12 protein-coding genes are annotated in these 17,772 nt (G+C 46.1%); 7 read left to right on the top strand and 5 right to left on the bottom strand.

Features of this window, described 5'->3' with window-relative positions; all coding sequences use genetic code 11:
• Positions 1–25 precede the first annotated feature (25 nt).
• Complete coding sequence (locus BLR32_RS22555) at positions 26–2,251, top strand: GH92 family glycosyl hydrolase (protein WP_089835131.1); 2,226 nt, start codon at positions 26–28, stop codon at positions 2,249–2,251.
• A 59-nt stretch (positions 2,252–2,310) separates the two neighbouring features.
• Here BLR32_RS22555 and BLR32_RS22550 read toward each other — a convergent pair whose 3' ends face one another.
• Positions 2,311–2,613 (bottom strand): ArsR/SmtB family transcription factor, encoded by a 303-nt coding sequence (locus BLR32_RS22550; protein ID WP_089835130.1) that lies wholly within the window; start codon positions 2,611–2,613, stop codon positions 2,311–2,313.
• A gap of 112 nt (positions 2,614–2,725) precedes the next feature.
• Here BLR32_RS22550 and lysA point away from each other — a divergent pair, with 112 nt between their 5' ends.
• Positions 2,726–4,033, top strand: a complete 1,308-nt coding sequence (lysA, locus tag BLR32_RS22545) for a diaminopimelate decarboxylase (protein WP_176842397.1) — start codon at positions 2,726–2,728, stop codon at positions 4,031–4,033.
• 14 nt (positions 4,034–4,047) lie between these two features.
• Positions 4,048–4,701 (top strand): suppressor of fused domain protein, encoded by a 654-nt coding sequence (locus tag BLR32_RS22540; RefSeq protein ID WP_089835128.1) that lies wholly within the window; start codon positions 4,048–4,050, stop codon positions 4,699–4,701.
• 77 nt (positions 4,702–4,778) lie between these two features.
• Here BLR32_RS22540 and BLR32_RS22535 read toward each other — a convergent pair whose 3' ends face one another.
• Positions 4,779–6,827, bottom strand: coding sequence for a metallophosphoesterase family protein (locus tag BLR32_RS22535; protein ID WP_089835127.1), 2,049 nt, complete (start codon positions 6,825–6,827; stop codon positions 4,779–4,781).
• Between the two features lie 249 nt (positions 6,828–7,076).
• Here BLR32_RS22535 and BLR32_RS22530 point away from each other — a divergent pair, with 249 nt between their 5' ends.
• Together BLR32_RS22530 and BLR32_RS22525 are read left to right on the top strand one after the other, a co-directional pair.
• Positions 7,077–7,916 (top strand): DUF4846 domain-containing protein, encoded by an 840-nt coding sequence (locus BLR32_RS22530; RefSeq protein ID WP_218124238.1) that lies wholly within the window; start codon positions 7,077–7,079, stop codon positions 7,914–7,916.
• 543 nt (positions 7,917–8,459) lie between these two features.
• On the top strand, positions 8,460–8,999 hold the full coding sequence (locus BLR32_RS22525; protein ID WP_089835125.1) for a DUF1349 domain-containing protein: 540 nt from the start codon (positions 8,460–8,462) through the stop codon (positions 8,997–8,999).
• Positions 9,000–9,183: 184 nt separating this feature from the next.
• Here BLR32_RS22525 and BLR32_RS22520 read toward each other — a convergent pair whose 3' ends face one another.
• The 3 genes from BLR32_RS22520 to BLR32_RS22510 all read right to left on the bottom strand — a co-directional run bounded on the left by BLR32_RS22520 (position 9,184) and on the right by BLR32_RS22510 (position 14,579).
• Complete coding sequence (locus BLR32_RS22520) at positions 9,184–11,586, bottom strand: glycoside hydrolase family 2 protein (protein ID WP_089835124.1); 2,403 nt, start codon at positions 11,584–11,586, stop codon at positions 9,184–9,186.
• A 236-nt stretch (positions 11,587–11,822) separates the two neighbouring features.
• On the bottom strand, positions 11,823–13,556 hold the full coding sequence (locus BLR32_RS22515) for a family 43 glycosylhydrolase (RefSeq protein WP_089835123.1): 1,734 nt from the start codon (positions 13,554–13,556) through the stop codon (positions 11,823–11,825).
• A gap of 153 nt (positions 13,557–13,709) precedes the next feature.
• The gene (locus tag BLR32_RS22510) at positions 13,710–14,579 is read right to left on the bottom strand and encodes a TIGR02452 family protein (RefSeq protein ID WP_089835122.1); all 870 of its coding nucleotides are present in this window, start codon (positions 14,577–14,579) and stop codon (positions 13,710–13,712) included.
• A gap of 121 nt (positions 14,580–14,700) precedes the next feature.
• Between BLR32_RS22510 and BLR32_RS22505 the strand changes: the two genes are divergently transcribed.
• Together BLR32_RS22505 and BLR32_RS22500 are read left to right on the top strand one after the other, a co-directional pair.
• A complete protein-coding gene (locus tag BLR32_RS22505) occupies positions 14,701–15,729 on the top strand; it encodes a metallophosphoesterase (protein WP_089835121.1) in 1,029 nt (342 codons plus the stop codon).
• 322 nt (positions 15,730–16,051) lie between these two features.
• Entirely contained in the window at positions 16,052–17,770 is a 1,719-nt protein-coding gene (locus tag BLR32_RS22500; RefSeq protein WP_089835120.1) for an alpha-keto acid decarboxylase family protein, read from the top strand.
• Positions 17,771–17,772 lie beyond the last annotated feature (2 nt).

The following is a 17,772-nucleotide window of genomic DNA, read 5'->3' as shown; positions in this document are numbered from 1 at the left end:
TGTCCTGATCATTCAAAAAGAATTTATGAAAAGTTACAGGCACTTAATAAGTACAGCTATTTTGCTATTGGGATCGGTCACTGCGGTCATGGCTCAAACGCGCAGAACCAGCAATGTATCGTATGTAGATCCCACTATCGGCAGCGTAGGGCTCATACTGGAACCTACCCGTCCGGCTATGTATCTGCCTAACAGTATGGTAAGAGTATTCCCCGGACGTAAGGACCAGCTGGATGATGAGATCAGCTATTTCCCCTTAACGATCGCTTCTCACCGCCAGGAGAGCCTGTTTGGATTATTACCCATCTCCGGAGAGATCAATGATAATAACTGGCGGCAGTCCCGGGTATCTGACAGGGAGGAAGCCAGGCCTTATAACTACAGTGTTTACCTGGATGATACTGATAATGTGGAATTCTCCCCTGCTGCCCGCAGTGGTTATTTCAGTATCCGCTTTGCCGGCAATACACCTCATCAGCTGCGATTCAGCATTCTTAATGATGAGGGCGAGCTGTCTGTCAGCGGAAAGCGTGTTATCACCGGAAGAGAGAATTTCAGTGGGATGAGTGCTTACTTTTATGCGGAGCTGAATACAGACATTACAGGTTCAAACTACCGTGGCGAGAATAAACATCTCTTTGTAGCAACCGGTAATAAGGCCCAGCAGGTGGATGTGCGTTATGGTATCTCCTTCATAAGTGTTGAACAGGCAAAGGCTAACCTGCAGAAAGAAATCCCTGACTGGGGTGTCGCCATTGTTACCAGCAAGGCACTCAAGGCCTGGGAGGTGCTGGATCAGATCAATGTGAAAGGCGGTACTCCTGCGCAAAAGAGAGTATTCTACACGTCCCTGTACCGTGCGTATGAGCGAATGGTGAACATTAACGAATACGGCAAATACTACAGCGCCTACGATCACCAGGTACACACTTCCGACAAACCTTTTTATGTGGATAACTGGCTGTGGGATACTTATATCGCCCTGGAGCCATTACAGACCCTGTTGAATCCTAAAATGGAAGCAGATAAGATCCGCTCTTATGTGACCATGTATGAGCAGAGTGGCTGGATGCCTTCCTTCTCTATACTATGGGGTGATAATCCTTGTATGACAGGCAATCATGCTGCTGCATGGTTTGCAGACGCCTGGTTCAAAGGTATCAGGGACTTTGATATAAAGAAGGCTTATGAGGGTGTGAAGAAGAATTCTCTGCAGGCTACACTGCTGCCATGGAAGAATGGTCCTGCCACTTCACTGGATTCCTTTTACAATGAACATGGCTATATGCCGGCACTGAAACCGGGAGAGAAGGAAACCGTGAAAGCTGTACATGGTTTTGAACGCCGTCAGGCAGTAGCGGTAACGCTGGAAAACAGTTATGATGACTGGTGTATTGCGCAGCTGGCGAAAGCAGCGGGCAAACCAGAAGATACTGCTCTCTTCCTGAAACGGGCTACCAACTACAAAAATGTATACCGTGCAGATCATGGGTTTATGTGGCCAAAAGATGCAGACGGTAACTGGATAGAGCCCTTCGATCCTAAATTCTCAGGTGGTCAGGGTGGACGTGATTACTTCACAGAGAACAATGCCTACACTTACAATTGGGATGTAAAACATGATCTGCATGGCCTGTTTGAACTGATGGGAGGCCGTGCAAAGGCAGAAGAGAAATTGGACCAGCTGTTCCGTGAGGGCCTGGGTCGCAGTAAGTACCAGTTATGGTATACCTTTCCGGATGCTACCGGCCTGGTAGGACAGTTTGTGATGGGGAATGAACCCAGCTTCCATATCCCTTACCTGTATAACTATATGGGGGCTCCCTGGAAGACGCAAAAACGCATCCGCATGCTGCTGGATACCTGGTATACAGACAACCTGTTCGGTATTCCCGGTGATGAAGATGGTGGTGGTATGACGGCTTTCGTGGTATTCTCTATGATGGGCTTCTGTCCGGTAACGCCTGGCGTACCGGTGTATAACATTGGTAGTCCTGTATTTGAAGAAGTGACTATCAATTTGTCAAATGGTAAGGTGTTCACTGTATCTGCACCGGGCAGTTCTGCGAAGAACAAATACATCCAGCAGGCATCATTGAATGGCCAGCCCTTGAATGTGCCCTGGTTCACACACGAGGCCCTGCTGAAGGGAGGAGTACTGAAATTAGTGATGGGAGAAGCGCATAATAAGCAATGGGGTAATGGGGAACAGGCCGCGCCGCCTTCTTCCCTGCAGTATAAGCCGGAATAATTTTTACCGGGGGATCAGGAATGGATCATCGTTCATTCCTGATCTTTTATTGGAAAGACCTACAGTTCATCCTGGATGTGGAGGCCCAGCTTTTTAATGGCTTCCTCGTTTCTCTTGTAGTGTGTCCATTGGCCCAAACGGGTAGCTATCAGTAGGTTCGCCCGCTGCAGCATAGACAGGTACTCAGATACTGTGGATTGCGTAAGTCCTGATTTCTGCTGAATATGGCCCACGCACACGCCTGTCCTGGCAAATTCCCCGCATTCCTGTTTGGGGAAATGCTTTTCCGGTTCCTTCAGCCAGGCTAAGATTTCCAGCCTTTTTTTGTTGGATAAGGCCTTAAAAACTTCAACTTGATCCATACTGCAAAGGTATCGGAATTCTCCGATTTAATGGCATGGGGGTTTTATAATGGTTTTATATGTTTTCATAACAATAATTTCTTTTATCTTTCTGTTTTATAGAATAATTTATATGGATCTGTTTCAATATAAGAATGGAGTACTCTATTGCGAAGATATTGCGGTGAATAGTTTGCCGGACAAAGGTCTTCCCACGCCTTTTTACCTGTATTCAGCGAATACATTAAGGCTGCATTATAAGAAGATCTACAGCATCTTTGAGAAGCTGCAGCCTATGATCTGCTTTTCTGTGAAGTCGAGCAATAATGTACATCTGCTGAATGAACTGGCAGCCCTGGGCGCCGGAATGGACATTGTGAGCGGGGGAGAGCTGTTTGTAGTGAAACAGAGTAATGCCGATCTGTCAAAGGTTGTGTTTGCCGGCGTGGGGAAGTCTGATGAGGAGATCACAGACGCTATCCTCAGCGAGGTAGGTTTTATCAATATCGAATCCGAGCAGGAACTGGCAAGAGTGCAGGAGCTGGCCGGAGAACAGAAAAGAGAGGTGAATGTGTTGATCCGTATCCTGCCGGATATCCTGGATGAGAAGACAAATGAAAAGACCCGTACCGGTCATAAGGGCGCGAAATTCGGTATTGACTATGCCAATGTGGAAACGCTGATCGAAGAGAATGCAGATCATCCTTATGTGAAGATCAGGGGCCTGCATTCGCATATCGGCTCGCCTATCTCTTCCTACACATTTTATGTAGCCGCTATTCACAAAATGGTGGAGCTGGTGGAAAATTTAAAGCGTAAGAACATCCGGCTGGATGTATTGAATATAGGTGGTGGGTTCCCGGCGAATTATATGGACAATGACAATTTCTCCTGGGAGAGTTTCGCCGGTCCGATCACTGAACTGCTGGAGCCTTACGTAAAAAATGAAGGCTTTAAGATCATCCTGGAGCCAGGACGTTCCATCTCTGCAAATACCGGGATAATGGTCTGCAAGGTGTTGTACGTAAAGCAGTCAGGTGATAAAAATATCGTGGTACTGGATGGCGGTATGACTGAGTTGATCCGTCCTGCGATGTACAATGCGTTCCATTTCATCTGGCCGGTAAAGCCACAACCGGAGCACGTATTGACTAACCGCAATTACCCGGTGCAGCAGGAAGGACTGACCACCTATGATGTGGTGGGACCTATCTGTGAGTCGTCCGACTATCTTGCTAAGGAAAGGCCGCTGCCACTTTTAAGGCAGGGCGACTATGTAGCAGTATTCACAGTGGGTGCTTACGGTATGGTGATGGCCAGCAATTATAATCTGCATGTACGGCCGGCAGAGATCATGATTGATAAAGACAAAGTATATATTATCAGGGAACGCGAAAAGCAGGAAGACCTGGTAAGGACAATGATCAGACATGAACTGTAAACGTTAATTAACCTATGACGAAGGAAGAGTACAAAAAGTTATTCAATGAAGACGATGCAGTAGGATGGCTGGCAATTGATAAACAACTGGAAAGCATCTATGGAACGCAGGAGCCAAGACACTATGCTCCGCCCCTACATTTTGCAATAGGAGGTGAAGACCCTATTGACGGTACCAGTATTTACGACAGTGAAAAACAGATCCCGCATCTGCACATGGTCAGCTATGGTATGTCACAGCTGTACTATAATGAAGAACAGGCCGGTGGTGAATTCAGTAAATGGGGATTTGAATTTACCTTCAGACTCAAACCTTTTGCTGAAGATACCGGTGATCCTACATGGGCTATCCAGGTGATGAATAACCTGGCGCGTTATGTATTTCAAAGTCAACGCTGGTTTGAACCGTATCATTTTGTTCCTGCCAATGGACCTATCAGGCTGGAAACGGCTACTGACATCGTCGGACTGGCATTCGTTCCTGATCCTGAACTGGGCGCTATTCAGACGCCTCACGGAGAAGTTACTTTTCTACAGATGGTAGGACTGACCAGTAAAGAAGTGGAGCGCTTACTGGCAAAACCGCAGACAGGTGAAGTAGAGAAACTGATCAATGAGATGCGATTGAATAATCCTTTGTTGATCACAGACCTCGACAGGGTAGATTAATGAAAGAGAATATAAAGAAAAGAGACTGCTCATACTGATGGGCAGTCTCTTTTCTTTTCTATAACGTTATTTGTGTTTTACACAATAACATTCTTTTCCTGCTTGGTAAACGGCAGGTGTTTCTTTCGATAAGGGCTCTTTTTCGGTATTGCCGTAATACCTTCGAGAGCACTGTTCTGTGGCAGTGTGATGATCCAGTAATAATTAGCATTTTCCTCCGTAGTCAGGTACAATACACTGAGCCCGACACTGTCATAAGGTAGCATCCATTGGTCCCAGTCTGCATTGACAAAATATACTTCATCGCCGTAATGAATATCCAGTCCATTGGAAGTATCCCGTTTGTACACATACCATGCTGTTCTATTGTCGTTGGCATCATCATAATACAGCGACTTTCTGGTGAAGGCGCCCAGCTGATTTTTATCGCCTACAGTGCTGTCTGTAGTAAGTATGCGCAACTTATCTCCATGCGTCAGATAGTTGCCAGATGTGACAACCACAGGATAGAACTGCTGTGCTACCGGTGTATCATCACTCATATATGGATAGTCTCTATACTCCGGCCCGATGAACTGTCCGTCCTGGGAGAGGAGGTAAGTATTGGCAACGTAAGGTACCTGTACCTCTGATACCGGAGGAAGGCTATACTGCTCCTGGTACAATTGAGTAGCTTCAGGATCGTCCGGCGGATTATCTCCCCAGGAAGGATATTCGTAATAAGTAGCCGTAACCGGATCGGTAGGATTTGATCTGCCGCTGAAATCAATGACCGCGTAAGCGTGATTGTAGTAAGTCACACCATTCAGATCAGCGTTGGTGGAGAGTTCTATCATATTTCCTGTTTCCGGATCAATAAAATTTTTGATTTCCGGATAGTTGATCGCATAAGGATCAGAAGAGGTCAGTTCTTCGAATGCACTGCAACCCAGTAGCCGTCCTTTGGAGAGTCCCAGCAGGTCATTTTCAAACATTACGAAGTTGTGTTCATGTCCCCATAACCAGGCAGCTATCTTTGGAAAATAAGGCAGGAAGGTCTGGTAGAGATAAGGGTTCTGTGCTGGCAGTGCGCTGAAATCGGATAATTCTCCGTTTATCTTGGAATTGCTGGAGAACAACTGGTGGTGTGAAAGCAGGATAGTAGCCCCTGCAAAGTTGTTCAGTTTGTCCTGGTGCCATTCTATCTCATTAGGTTGCAGCCAGGGGCCGGCATAGAACGGGTCTGCCTGATCGGCAGGGTTACTATCGTTGTAACCGGTATCCATTCCCAGGAATTGCCATCCTCCGTCTTCCGTACGCAGGCAGAAGTAACTGGCTGGTTGAAAAGCAGCTGTTCCGATCTCGCTGTTCAGGCCATATACCATGCTGTAATAACCCCATCCCAGTGAGTAATAATCATGGTTGCCGGGAATGGTGAAAACAGGAACAGGGTCCTTTTCAGCGATATCAAAAGCGTTTTTAATGATGGCTGAGAAGTTGTTGACACATTCTTCAGGTGTACCTGAATAATAGATATCACCAAGATGAATGATACAATGTGGGTTATGCCTTTGGATGATGTCTACCAGCAAAGCCTGTGCGTCTGCCAGTCCGGTACCCCAGTCACCAATGATGGCTACTCTGGCGTCTGATGGAAGGGAGAAACCGTTACCGTTGTCATTTTCATTGATAACACCGTAGGTAGAGATATCTTCCCCTAATTCTTTCCAGTCGTTGTATGCGAAGACGCCTGCGTATTTCAGGTAGTATTCCGCGAAAGTAGTAACGCAGGAGGCGAAGCCGATGATATCCTTGTCGCTATACTTACGGTATTCCGTCTCCAACACCCCGGCTCTTTGCGCATCGTCTTCCACCACGCATAGTGCTTGTTCGTAGGCCAGATGGGAGAGATATACCATCTGCTGATCAGGATCAGTAAGGTCTAAAGTGTCCGGACCGGGAGGTGTGCCCTTCGCCGTTAGTTTAACATGTTGTGCGGTAGCGGCGATGGCCGGATGTTTGAGTAGTAGATTATGGCTAACCTTAGCGCCGGTCAGCTCCAATAATTGGCGTACGCGTTGTGATACAACAGATTGCCAAAAGGATAAATGGGCATTGTGTACCCGTACAAAGTTCTGCAGAGACATACGAGTGGGTTTTAGGAATGATTAATTGTTTACGATCGAAAAGTGCGTAGTGAGCCGTACGAATAAGGTGGTCTTATTCATAAAATCTCAATGATTTGTGGCTATATGTCTCAGGAAGTAGTGGGTACCAATGTTTCTAAGGCAGCACTAAGATGGAGTCTCTATGTGGCCTGAACAAATTTATATAAAAATTTAACACCGTCTTATGGAATCTTTTTATTTCTTGCATCATTATAGAAATTTGTCGAATTGAAGTACTTTCCATGGGCCTCTACGGTTATGTTTGTTAGCGGAGCCTTCCTTCTGTTCTGGCACTATCTTGAGGCCAGGAGTCTGCAACTGAGACCGGCAGTGCATTATGACACGGTCGGACAGATACCATTGCCTGCAGGGTATAAACGGGTATCGCAGGATGCAGGTTCGTTTGGAGCGTGGCTGAGGAAAGTACCTTTAAAAACAAGCAATACCGTATATCTGTATAATGGCGAAAGAAAGCCGAATCAGTCAGCGCAGTTTGCTGTACTGGATGTTTCTGTGGGAAAGAAAGATTTGCAGCAGTGTGCGGATGCTGTGATCAGATTATATGCAGAATATATGTATACTACTCAGCAGTATACGCGGATAGCGTTTCATGCTACTGATGGAACGCTGATGGATTATAGTAGCTGGATGAAGGGATTCCGGTTCCCGGTTAAGCAAGGGCGTTTGCAGCGACAATTGGCAGCGAGGGCTTGTCAGGGTAAGGATTGTTTTTATCAGTATTTACAAACGGTGTTTTCTTATGCGGGGACTTTATCGTTGAGTAAGGAGCTTGCGACTGTCTCTACCCCATCGGATATACGGGCTGGTGATGTGTTTATCCGTGGTGGTTCTCCGGGGCATGCTGTCCTCGTCGTTGATATGGCGGTGAATGCTGCAGGGCAGAAGGTATTTCTATTGGCGCAGAGTTATATGCCGGCGCAGGATATTCATATATTAAAGAATCCAGGTAATCTTCCTTTTCCATGGTATTATACTGCTGATGCAGGTAAACTGTTGGTTACGCCTGAGTGGGTGTTTAAGTGGGAGGAGCTTATGCGGTTTAGATAAAGATTGTCGATTCCCTATACCATGCGATGCTGGTAGGCTGCTTCGGTGGCTTGCCAGCTTTTTTTGTTTGAGTGAGTAGTGTTTTTGGGGGTAGCGTTTCGCACGGCTTAAGGAAGTCGTGCGTTCTCATGCGTATGTAGGATTGACGTTTCGCACGGTTTCAGGTAGGATGCCGGTCGGCGCCTCTCTGGGCTATTGAATTACTATTTAAACATTCGCAATCGTATGGAATGGGAATATCTATTGGGCTTTATCAATCGTATGCCCAAGGAGCCGAAGGCCCGGCATTCCTCCAGAAACCGCTTGCTGCTCTTGAGTTCCAATTGAATTATTACCATACAGCAAATAGGTTGATACATCTCCCAAGTCTCTCTGATACATCTCCTGATTCTTCCTTTGTACTTATTGTAAATTTGAATACTTTGCAATGATGTAACCCGTGACCCGGTCATTAAATAACCTATAAAACATTTCATGAAAACGTTAGTATTAATTCTCAGTGCTGTTTTGTCATCAACATTTTTATACGCTCAAAATAATCAGATGAAGTGGAACAACGAACCCAAAAAGTGGTCAGGAGATGAAAAGAAACTGACCTGCACCATTGAACCCAATACAGATTTCTGGCGTGTGACACATTATGGTTTCATCCGTGATAATGGTCCTTTCTACTACAAAGAAATGACCGGTAATTTCGAGGCCAGTGTTAAGATCAGTGGCCATTACAAAGAACTATTCCACCAGGCGGGATTGATGGTTCGTATAGATGAAAAGAACTGGATCAAAACGGGCATAGAATACGTAGATGGGGTACAGAATGTCAGCGCTGTTGTAACACGTGAGGTATCCGACTGGTCAGTAGTGCCAAGACATGATAGTCCCGCTTCCATCTGGCTGAAGCTCTTAAGGAAAGGTGATTATGTGGAGATAAAATATTCCTTCGATGGCGTGAAATATGATATGCTGCGTTTAGCTTATTTCCCGCCAAATGTAAAGGCTGGAATAGGCATAGTAGCAGCTGCTCCGGGTAAACAGAGTTTTGATGTGACGTATGAGAATTTTGAGGTGAAGGCAGTGGAGTAGTAAGTACGAAAAACTAATTGAACGGGAGGCTGTCTCATCTGTATATGAGGCAGCCTCCCGTGTTTTAGTTATACTTTGGTTGATATAATTTGCATATTCCTTGCATCAAACCAGCATATGACCAGGATCTTCCTCCGTTAAAAACGGAGGAAGATCCTGGTCATATGCTGGTTTGATGCAACTGTTATTGATTTTTGCTGTTATTGATCGCCTGTTGGAACATGTTCCTCTCCTGTTCAGGGATATTCTGACCGTATTTTTCCAGGTAAGTATTTGCTACGGATGCATAGTTGGTCCAATCCTGTTTGTTGAAGGTATATACTGTTTTCGCACGCAGGAAGATCTCTTCGCCTGGATCACCGTAAGGTTTTACGCTGTTGGCGATGGCATTCCAGTCAGGCGTATCTCCGCTTTTCTGCAGTACCGGGTCGATCACATCTCTGAAAACAATATTCATCAGCTTAACGGTAACTGGTCTTTTTTCCAGTTTGGAGTTTTGGGATTGTAATTGTTCCTGCAGTACGCTGAAGCCTTTGTCTTTTGTGCTGCTGGTAAACTGAAGAATGAGGGCCAGCTGTTCAGGTGTATAAGGTGCTTGTAAGGTAGTGATGTATGCACCACCTGCCATATTTGCGCCATTCTTATCACCTGCTTGTTGCGCCATCATCGCCATTTTGAACAGGAATTCGGGATCACGGCGGCCATTGATATAGTCCTGTAGCATTTTGCTGTAAACTTCACCCGGATCAGTCAGATCAGCATTTTTAGCTGTTACGGCTGGGATAGCACCCAGATCTGGATTCAGTGGTGAATGGATCTTACGCATCTGCTCAAACGGGATCTTGATCACTTCACGATCGTAGGTCAGTAAGCCGTTCTGTTCTCCTTCCACATCAAATGGCTGGGTGTAGATGGAGCCTGACAGCCCTTCCGCTTCCAGCAGTTGCAGGTGCTGATTCATGATGGTGTATTTGGTAGCCAGCCCTGCCGCTTTTTCCTGGATATAGCCCCATGCGCTGCTGGTGTTCCACTGATGATCAGGAATGAATACACCGATACCGCCGAATTCACCGAGTACCCTTGCCTTGCCTGGTTCGGCAGGTGCGTTCATCGGGTCAGGGTAGGAGTGAACATCAGTCATGTCGGCACTTACCCAGGCATTGGGAGACGGACTGCGGAGTTGTTCATTGACATACAGCATTTCGCCGGAATGGCCATTCACAATACGGGAAGGATCGCTGGCTTTCACCCATTCGGTGATACGCTGTTGATCGAAGGCTCCCCATTTCTCGTTAAAGATCACCCAGGTGGTAATGGCAGGGTGATTGTGCAGTTGTTCCAGCGTTTCTTTGGTCTCTTTCTCGTATTCTGCTTTTGCGCCTTCCGGTAATCCCTGGTTGGGGTTCACGAAATCCTGCCATACCAGCATACCCAGTTTATCTGCGTGATAATACCAACGTGCCGGCTCTACTTTGATGTGTTTACGGATGGTGTTAAAGCCCATCGCTTTGATGGCTTCTATGTCGAATTTTAGCGCATTATCAGTAGGAGCGGTATACAGACCGTCGGGCCAGAAGCCCTGGTCCAGGGTACCCAGGTTGAAGTAAGCGTGATTGTTCAGGAAGATACGGTCTACACCTTTTTCATCCTTCTGGATGGCAATCTTACGCATACCAAAGTAGCTCTTTACCTGGTCGATGGTTTTACCGCCTTTGGTGAGTTTTACGGTCAGGTCATATAGGAAAGGATTAGCGGGAGACCAGAGCTTCGCGTTCTTTACAGGCAGCTTTAATGCAGCGCCTGCCTTGCCTTTTATCTTGCTGACTTCAGTACCTCCATCGCTGGCAATGAGCTCGACGTTGGTGCCGGCAGGGGCATTTACTTTCACATTCAGGATGCCTTTGTCAATATCCGGAGTCATGTCTAGTCCAGCGATATAATCCGCAGGCACTGTTTCCAGCCATACTGTTTGCCAGATACCGGAGGTAGGGGTGTAATAGATATTAGCGGGGTTGAGTACCTGTTTGCCGTGGGGGCCGATGCCTTCACTGGTAGGGTCAAAAACCTTTACTACGATCTCGTTCTCGCCATCTTTAAGGGCAGCCGTAATATCCTGTGAGAAGGCCTGGTAACCGCCGCTATGGCTACCGGTTTCTTTGCCGTTCACATATACAGTGGCTTGCCAGTCAACAGCGCCGAAATGGAGCAAAACATGCTCGCCGTCTTTCAGGGCGGGTTTGGTAAAGGCGCGTTTATACCAGAGGTTCTCTGATGGCTGTAATGGCTTTTTTACACCCGACAGGGCCGATTCCAGCGGGTAGGGAACGAGGATCTGCCCCTGGTAGCCGGAAGGCGTGGTGGCATCTTTAGGTGTAATGGTATAGTTCCACAGTCCGTTCAGGTTTTGCCAGTTCTCCCTCACCATCTGCGGACGAGGGTACTCGGGTAAAGCATTAGTGGGGGAAACTTCCTTTGCCCAACGGGTTTTGATCGCTATGGGCTGGATTTGCCAGTTGGTCTGCGCCATCAGGCCTTGACCAAGCACGACACTCAAAAAACATACACTCGCAGTCTTAGACAGGTTCATTGCTGTTAAATGATTGGTTATTAATTGATTTGTTGTTTGTGGAATGAGCTGTTTATCTCAAGTAATCGATTACGCTATGGATGGTAAAAGATCAACTTTCGAGGTGTCACAATTAAATAAGTATTTATTGGTAAAATGGTAACGTGTTGCCGTCTTTCTTCGGATGGAGATTGTTTTGGTCGCTAACTTCTTTGTCTTATTCTGTCCGGAATAAAGATATGGAAAATCATTGATAATCATTCTACTTTCATCACCGGGCTCCTTTTGCCAACCCCATTCTCGTTGACAGGTTCAATGGAAAAATAGTACGTGGTATTCTTGTCAAGTGTCTTCAGATAATATTCGGAAGCGTTGTAGACCATGATGCTGGTATATAGTTTATCAGGGGCAATACCGTAGTAGATGTTACAGGCATAGGCATCGCTTGACGGATACCATTTCAGCCAGGCATTCCGCTTATCGGATTGTTGCCGTAGTACGATAAAGTTCTTTATTTCGGCCGGAGGGGCGCCATTACCTTTGCCAAATACTCTTAATCCGCTGATGGCGAATTTTCCGTCGGCCATGTGGATGTTTTCCAGTTTGATATAACGGGTACTTAAGGGCTGAGGGAGTTCTATATAGTCATGCGGAACATCCGTTTTATTCCGGCTTTTATCCACCAGTAATTTCCAGTTCTTACCATCTGTAGAATGCCAGAGGCGGTATTGATGATAGATATCTGTGCGTTTACCGAGAATGTCTGCATCCTGGTCGGCATAGTTGATCTGAATAGCGTTGACGGCAGATAGTGCTCCCAGGTCGCTTTGTATCCATTCTCCGGCATTGGCAGTGGCAGCACACCAGTAAGTCTTGATACTTTCATCCACAGCATTATTGGCATAATATGCGCCGTAGGTGGAAGAGACTGTTACAGGGTGTTGATAGTTCAGTAACATCCAGCCGGTGAAATGGCCCTCTTCTTTTTCAGTAGGCAAGTAATAGGGATAATCTCCGAAGGCAGTATTACAGTAAAGAATATCGTCTTTGTCAAAGCCGGCCGGCCAGATGCCGATTCTTCTTTCGAAATTGTTTTTCACGTTGATGACCATCGTGGAAACATGCCACCAATGGCCATATTTATCCTGATAGGTAGCACCATGTCCTGCGCCCCTGGCGAATCCTCCGGCTTTATAACTAAAAGGATTATGGACCTGGTAAGTGAAGGGGCCTAAGGGATGATCGCTGACATATACGCCATCCGCATAACCGCTGAATTCCGTGCCGGGAGCGCCGTACTGCAGATAGTATTTACCGTTATGTTTATTGACCCATGCACCTTCCATAAAGGGAGGCATAAAGTTGTTATCATTGTATTCACCGAAACGTTCCCATCCATGTTGTTCATCGTGGAGTTTGATAAGGTCATGTCGTTCTCCGATGGGCTGTAATGTATGACGATCCACCTCTTGTCCATATAGCGGATAGGTATTACTGGAGCCATGATAGAGATAAAGACGATTATCATCATCAAGGAAAAAAGACGGATCCCATGCACCTGCGCGGAAGGAGTCTACCGCTTCTTTCCAGTCGTCTACCTTAGGATTGGTGCTCATCCAGATGGGAAAGTTCTTTTCATAGGTAGAGCCAATCACCAGTAGAGTATCTCCCAAAACAAATACTGCGGGAGCGCAGAGTTCGTCGTATACTTTGTGATAAGGTTTGAGGAATTTTCTTGGTACGAAGTGCCAGTTATACATATCACTGCTCCACCAGTAACCCCATTGGTTCGTAGAGAAAAGATAGTAATCACCTTTGAAAAGCGTGATAACAGGATCGGCTGTAGCGCGGTGCCTGCCTGCTTCCGAGAAGTTAGGGATGGGCGTAAAGCCGTAGTCTATATTGATTGGATTGCAGTATGTCTTTTGTTGTGCTTTGCCAACCGTGGAAAGTAGCAGGAGTAGAAAGAGTATGTATACTGAGTTTTTCATTGGCCATCCTTTTCTCTGACCGAATTTAAGAAAAGGATAGCGGTTGAAGATACATTGCAGAATAGAATATCTGTTGGGGATAACAACAACAGCTGAAAGCGTCACAATGTAATACAACCGGAACACCTGGCTGATAGCCGGTATTCCGGTGGGTTAACCTACTGGGTTGAAATGGCCGAACTGTTTTTTGAATGCATCTGCTGTTTTCTTTTTCTCTGAAGGATCATAGATCGCGAAAACAATGTGTTTGAATGCATTTTTGAAAGTCTCATTCTTCAGTAGATGATGTGCGAACCAGGCGGCGACATCTTCAGTACTGTTTCTGAATACACCGCAACCCCAGGCGCCAAGTATGAGGGATGTCTGGTTATTGACGATGGCCACTGACAGAATCTTTTCAATCCTGTTAAGCATTACAGTTTCGATGCTTGTTGCATATTCAGGCTCATTCATTAGCAATGCACCTTTGTTTACAGCAGGTGATGTAATGATGGATACGAGATAATGTTCATCTGTGAGGCGGTCTTCATCATTTCTGAAAACAGGTACCAGCGGAGAATAGATCATATGGTCTGTGTATAGCAGGCTGGCATGTTTCCTGTTTGTCTCGTACATTTCAGGATGCTGTTTCAGCGTTTCATACAAGCCACTGGCTCTTGCCAGGCTCTCTTCCTGTGCCTGTGCACCTCCAAGAAATCCACCACCAGGGTTTTTAGCGGAAGCAAAATTGAGGCAGCATACATTTTCTGCACCTTCGGTTGCCACCAGTCTGCGCGCCGCAGCAAAGGTAGTTTCACTTGTTACCTCAATGCAGCATGTGCCGGCAGGAGCATTTTTAAGTTGGGTGTCTCTCGCAATGAATACGTTTTCAAAGTCTTCGGGTTTGTAATGAATAGTGTGCTGTACAGCATGCCTGAGATCCTTGCTGATATTGACCACTTCATTCCGTTGGTTCTGGTACTGGCCTGCCGCCAGGATGTCCAGTGTTTCATAGGCGATTGCCACTCTTGCTTCTTTGTTCATAGGGGTATATTTTCTTTGTGTTATTATGACGCAAAGTGAATGTTTTTTTCGGAAACAGGCAAATTTTTTTTGAAGGAAGGGGATTTTGTAGCTTTGTCGCCTTGTAAACCTATACCGCAATATGAGCCGCACATTGGTAATTGGAGATATCCATGGCTGTTATAATGAGTTAATCCGGTTAACCACCCTTATCGGGCTAAAAGAAGACGATCTGTTGATTTCCGTCGGCGATATCATCGACCGGGGACCAAAGTCTAAAGAAGTATATCATTATTTCAGGAACAGACCGAATAGTATTGTGCTTGCCGGCAATCATGAACGCAAGCACCTGAATGGGGTATTGAGTTATGCGCAGGAGATCGTCAGACTGCAGTTTGGCGACGAATATCCGGCATTCCTGGAATGGTGTGCTACTATTGGGTATTATCACGAAACAGCGGACGCCATTATCGTGCATGCTGCTTTTGAGCATGATTGTGCACTGACAGAACAACGGGAGGACGTATTATCCGGATCAACTGCAGGTGATAAATACCTTGAAAAGAAATATGGATCATCCGCAGAATGGGTAAACAAATATCGGGGTGTCAAGCCAGTTATTTATGGTCATCATGTAACCGGCGATCAACCGGAAATGAGGAATAATACATTCGGCATTGATACCGGCGCCTGTCATGGCGGATATCTTACCGCAATAGAACTGCCTGGTTTTATAGTACACCAGGTGAAGGCGGAAAAGGATTACTGGAAAGAGGAACAGGCCAGCTGGCAGATCCCTGTACTACGGGCAAAGGATTGGGAGAATATGCCTTTTGAGTCCATCAGAAAACAGCTGGATAAACTGGCATATATTGAAGTGCCGGAGGTAAAGGCTTTTCTGGCAGATATTGAACGCTGGTCTGCAGGACTGTATGCGCTGTATCCTGTTATCATAGAAGCCCTGGCAACCTTTGTAACCCAACTGGTATCCACACACGGTGCGGACTTTTCCAAAGCAGCTAATCAGTATACATTCAAAGCATATCTTTTTAAAAGTAAGGCTAATAATCTTAAGATAGAAGATCTTGGAAAAAGCCTGAACACGCCGGCAAAAGTGATGGAACTGGCAAATGTATTGGGCGTAGCAGATATTCCGTTAAGAAATTATTAATCCCGTTATCGAAGTTTTTGTTTTTTTATAAAATTGCTCTAATTTCAGTGTACAAGATGTGCTCAGATAACCTTTTTGCTTTAATGTAACCAGACCTCGAATATTAATATCATCAACAAATTTTTGACATCATAACATTACTGTATCACATCAGAAGGATTATTAAATGGATGTAATACAGCCCTACATGCTTTGACTGAGAATCGCAACTAACTGTAAAGAAATACATCTTATTGTTTAACATCCGGGCTATGTGTCCGGCAGAAATACCATACCCTACTGTATTGTAGTCATCCTCAAATGATTAAATAAACCACAATTCATGCAAAACACCACCTTTACCGTTGCGGATTATCTTTTAACCCGGCTAAAACAATTAAATGTCACAGAGGTTTTCCAGATACCCGGTGACTACGTTAAACATTTTACCCAGGCCCTGGAACATTTTGACGGCGTCAATGCGATTGGTTGTATCAATGAACTGGATGCCGGCTATGCAGCTGATGCATATGGCAGGACAAGAGGACTGGCCGCTGTTTCCCTTCAATATGGTGTAAGTACCTTCATTGCGCTGAATGCTATCGGAGGTGCTTATGTAGAGCGTAGCCCCGTTGTAGTTATCTCGGCAACGCCTGGTGCAGATGCCCGCCAGATCACAAAGATGTATGATGTGTTGTATCATCACTCTACCGGCAACCTGGCCGCCGACCAGGAAGTGTATGACCAGGTGACGGTGGCCTGCGAAACACTTAGTACTTCCGTGGGCGCTGCAGAGAAAATAGACAATCTCCTGATTGCAGCAATTACCCACAAGCGACCTGTGTTTATTGAATGTTACAAAGAAGTATGGGGCGAGCCTTGTCCGCCGCCACCTGATACCGTATTGCAACCCATCATTCCCCAAAGTGATCCTCTTGCATTGGAGAATGCAGTCAGCACTGCCTGGACACAGATCACACAGGCACAGAACCCGCTGATCTTTGCAGGTGTAGAGGTATTACGTCATGGACTATCACCTCTTTTACAGGAACTCATCGATGTGAGTGGTTTCCTGTATACCACCACCAGTCTTGGCAAAACAGTGCTGGATGAAGGGGGGGATAAGTTCATCGGCACATACTCCGATCAGGCGTCTATTCAGAGTGTACTGGACCTGGTATCAGCAGCAGATTGTTTTTTGACACTGGGTACTATCATTACTGACGACTACCTCTGGTTTATTGAGAACAAGTATGCCGACATGGTGCTGGCTACTACAGAGCAGATCAGGGTAGGATATTTCATTTATGAGAATGTGACCATGAAGGATTTCATGGAAGCATTGATCGCCCGTTTTAAAGCCCAGGGAAGCCCTTATCCGTTGCCTGTAAAGGCGCCGCCACAACCTCTTTATCCGGAACCCTGGTTATCCAATTCTGATCCCCGCTGGAATGATCAGCCCCAGGTGATCACCTATAACCGTTTCTTCCAGCAATCCATGAAGTTCCTGAACGACAATAATATGCTGAAAGATATCGTCTGGACTTTCGGTATCAGCTCTGCCATGTATGTGGCTACGAATGCCTATGGCCTGGCACAGAACAGCTTCCTGGCGTCCGCAGCCTGGCAGATCATCGGGTATGAAACAGGAGCAGCATCAGGAGCACAGCTGGGTAGCGGCAAACGTGCATGGACAGTAGCCGGAGATGGTGGTTTTATGATGGTTTGCCAGTCTTTGTCAACACTAGCCAGGAACAAGCTTAACTCCGTGATCTTCGTTATGAGCAATGGTGTATATGCCATAGAGCAGGTATATGTGAATATGGACGCTTTTGAACCCGGTCCTCAGCACAAGTTTGATACATTCGACATCCTCCCTAAATGGGATTACCTGGCGCTGGCACAAGCCTTTGGCACCAATGGTTACCGCGTTACCACCATAGATGAACTGGTGGAAGTATTAGGTGAAGTTAAAAACCTAACAGACATCCCTGCACTGGTGGAAGTAGTGATCCCTGAAAAAGATCTTCCGCAGCAGATGAAACGCCTCGGTCTCGAATAATA

The sequence above is a fragment of the Chitinophaga filiformis genome, assembly GCF_900102545.1.
Classification (GTDB): Bacteria; Bacteroidota; Bacteroidia; order Chitinophagales; family Chitinophagaceae; genus Chitinophaga; species Chitinophaga filiformis.
The sequence above is the reverse complement of the archived record's forward strand: the minus strand, read 5'-3'. Positions and strand labels throughout refer to the sequence as shown.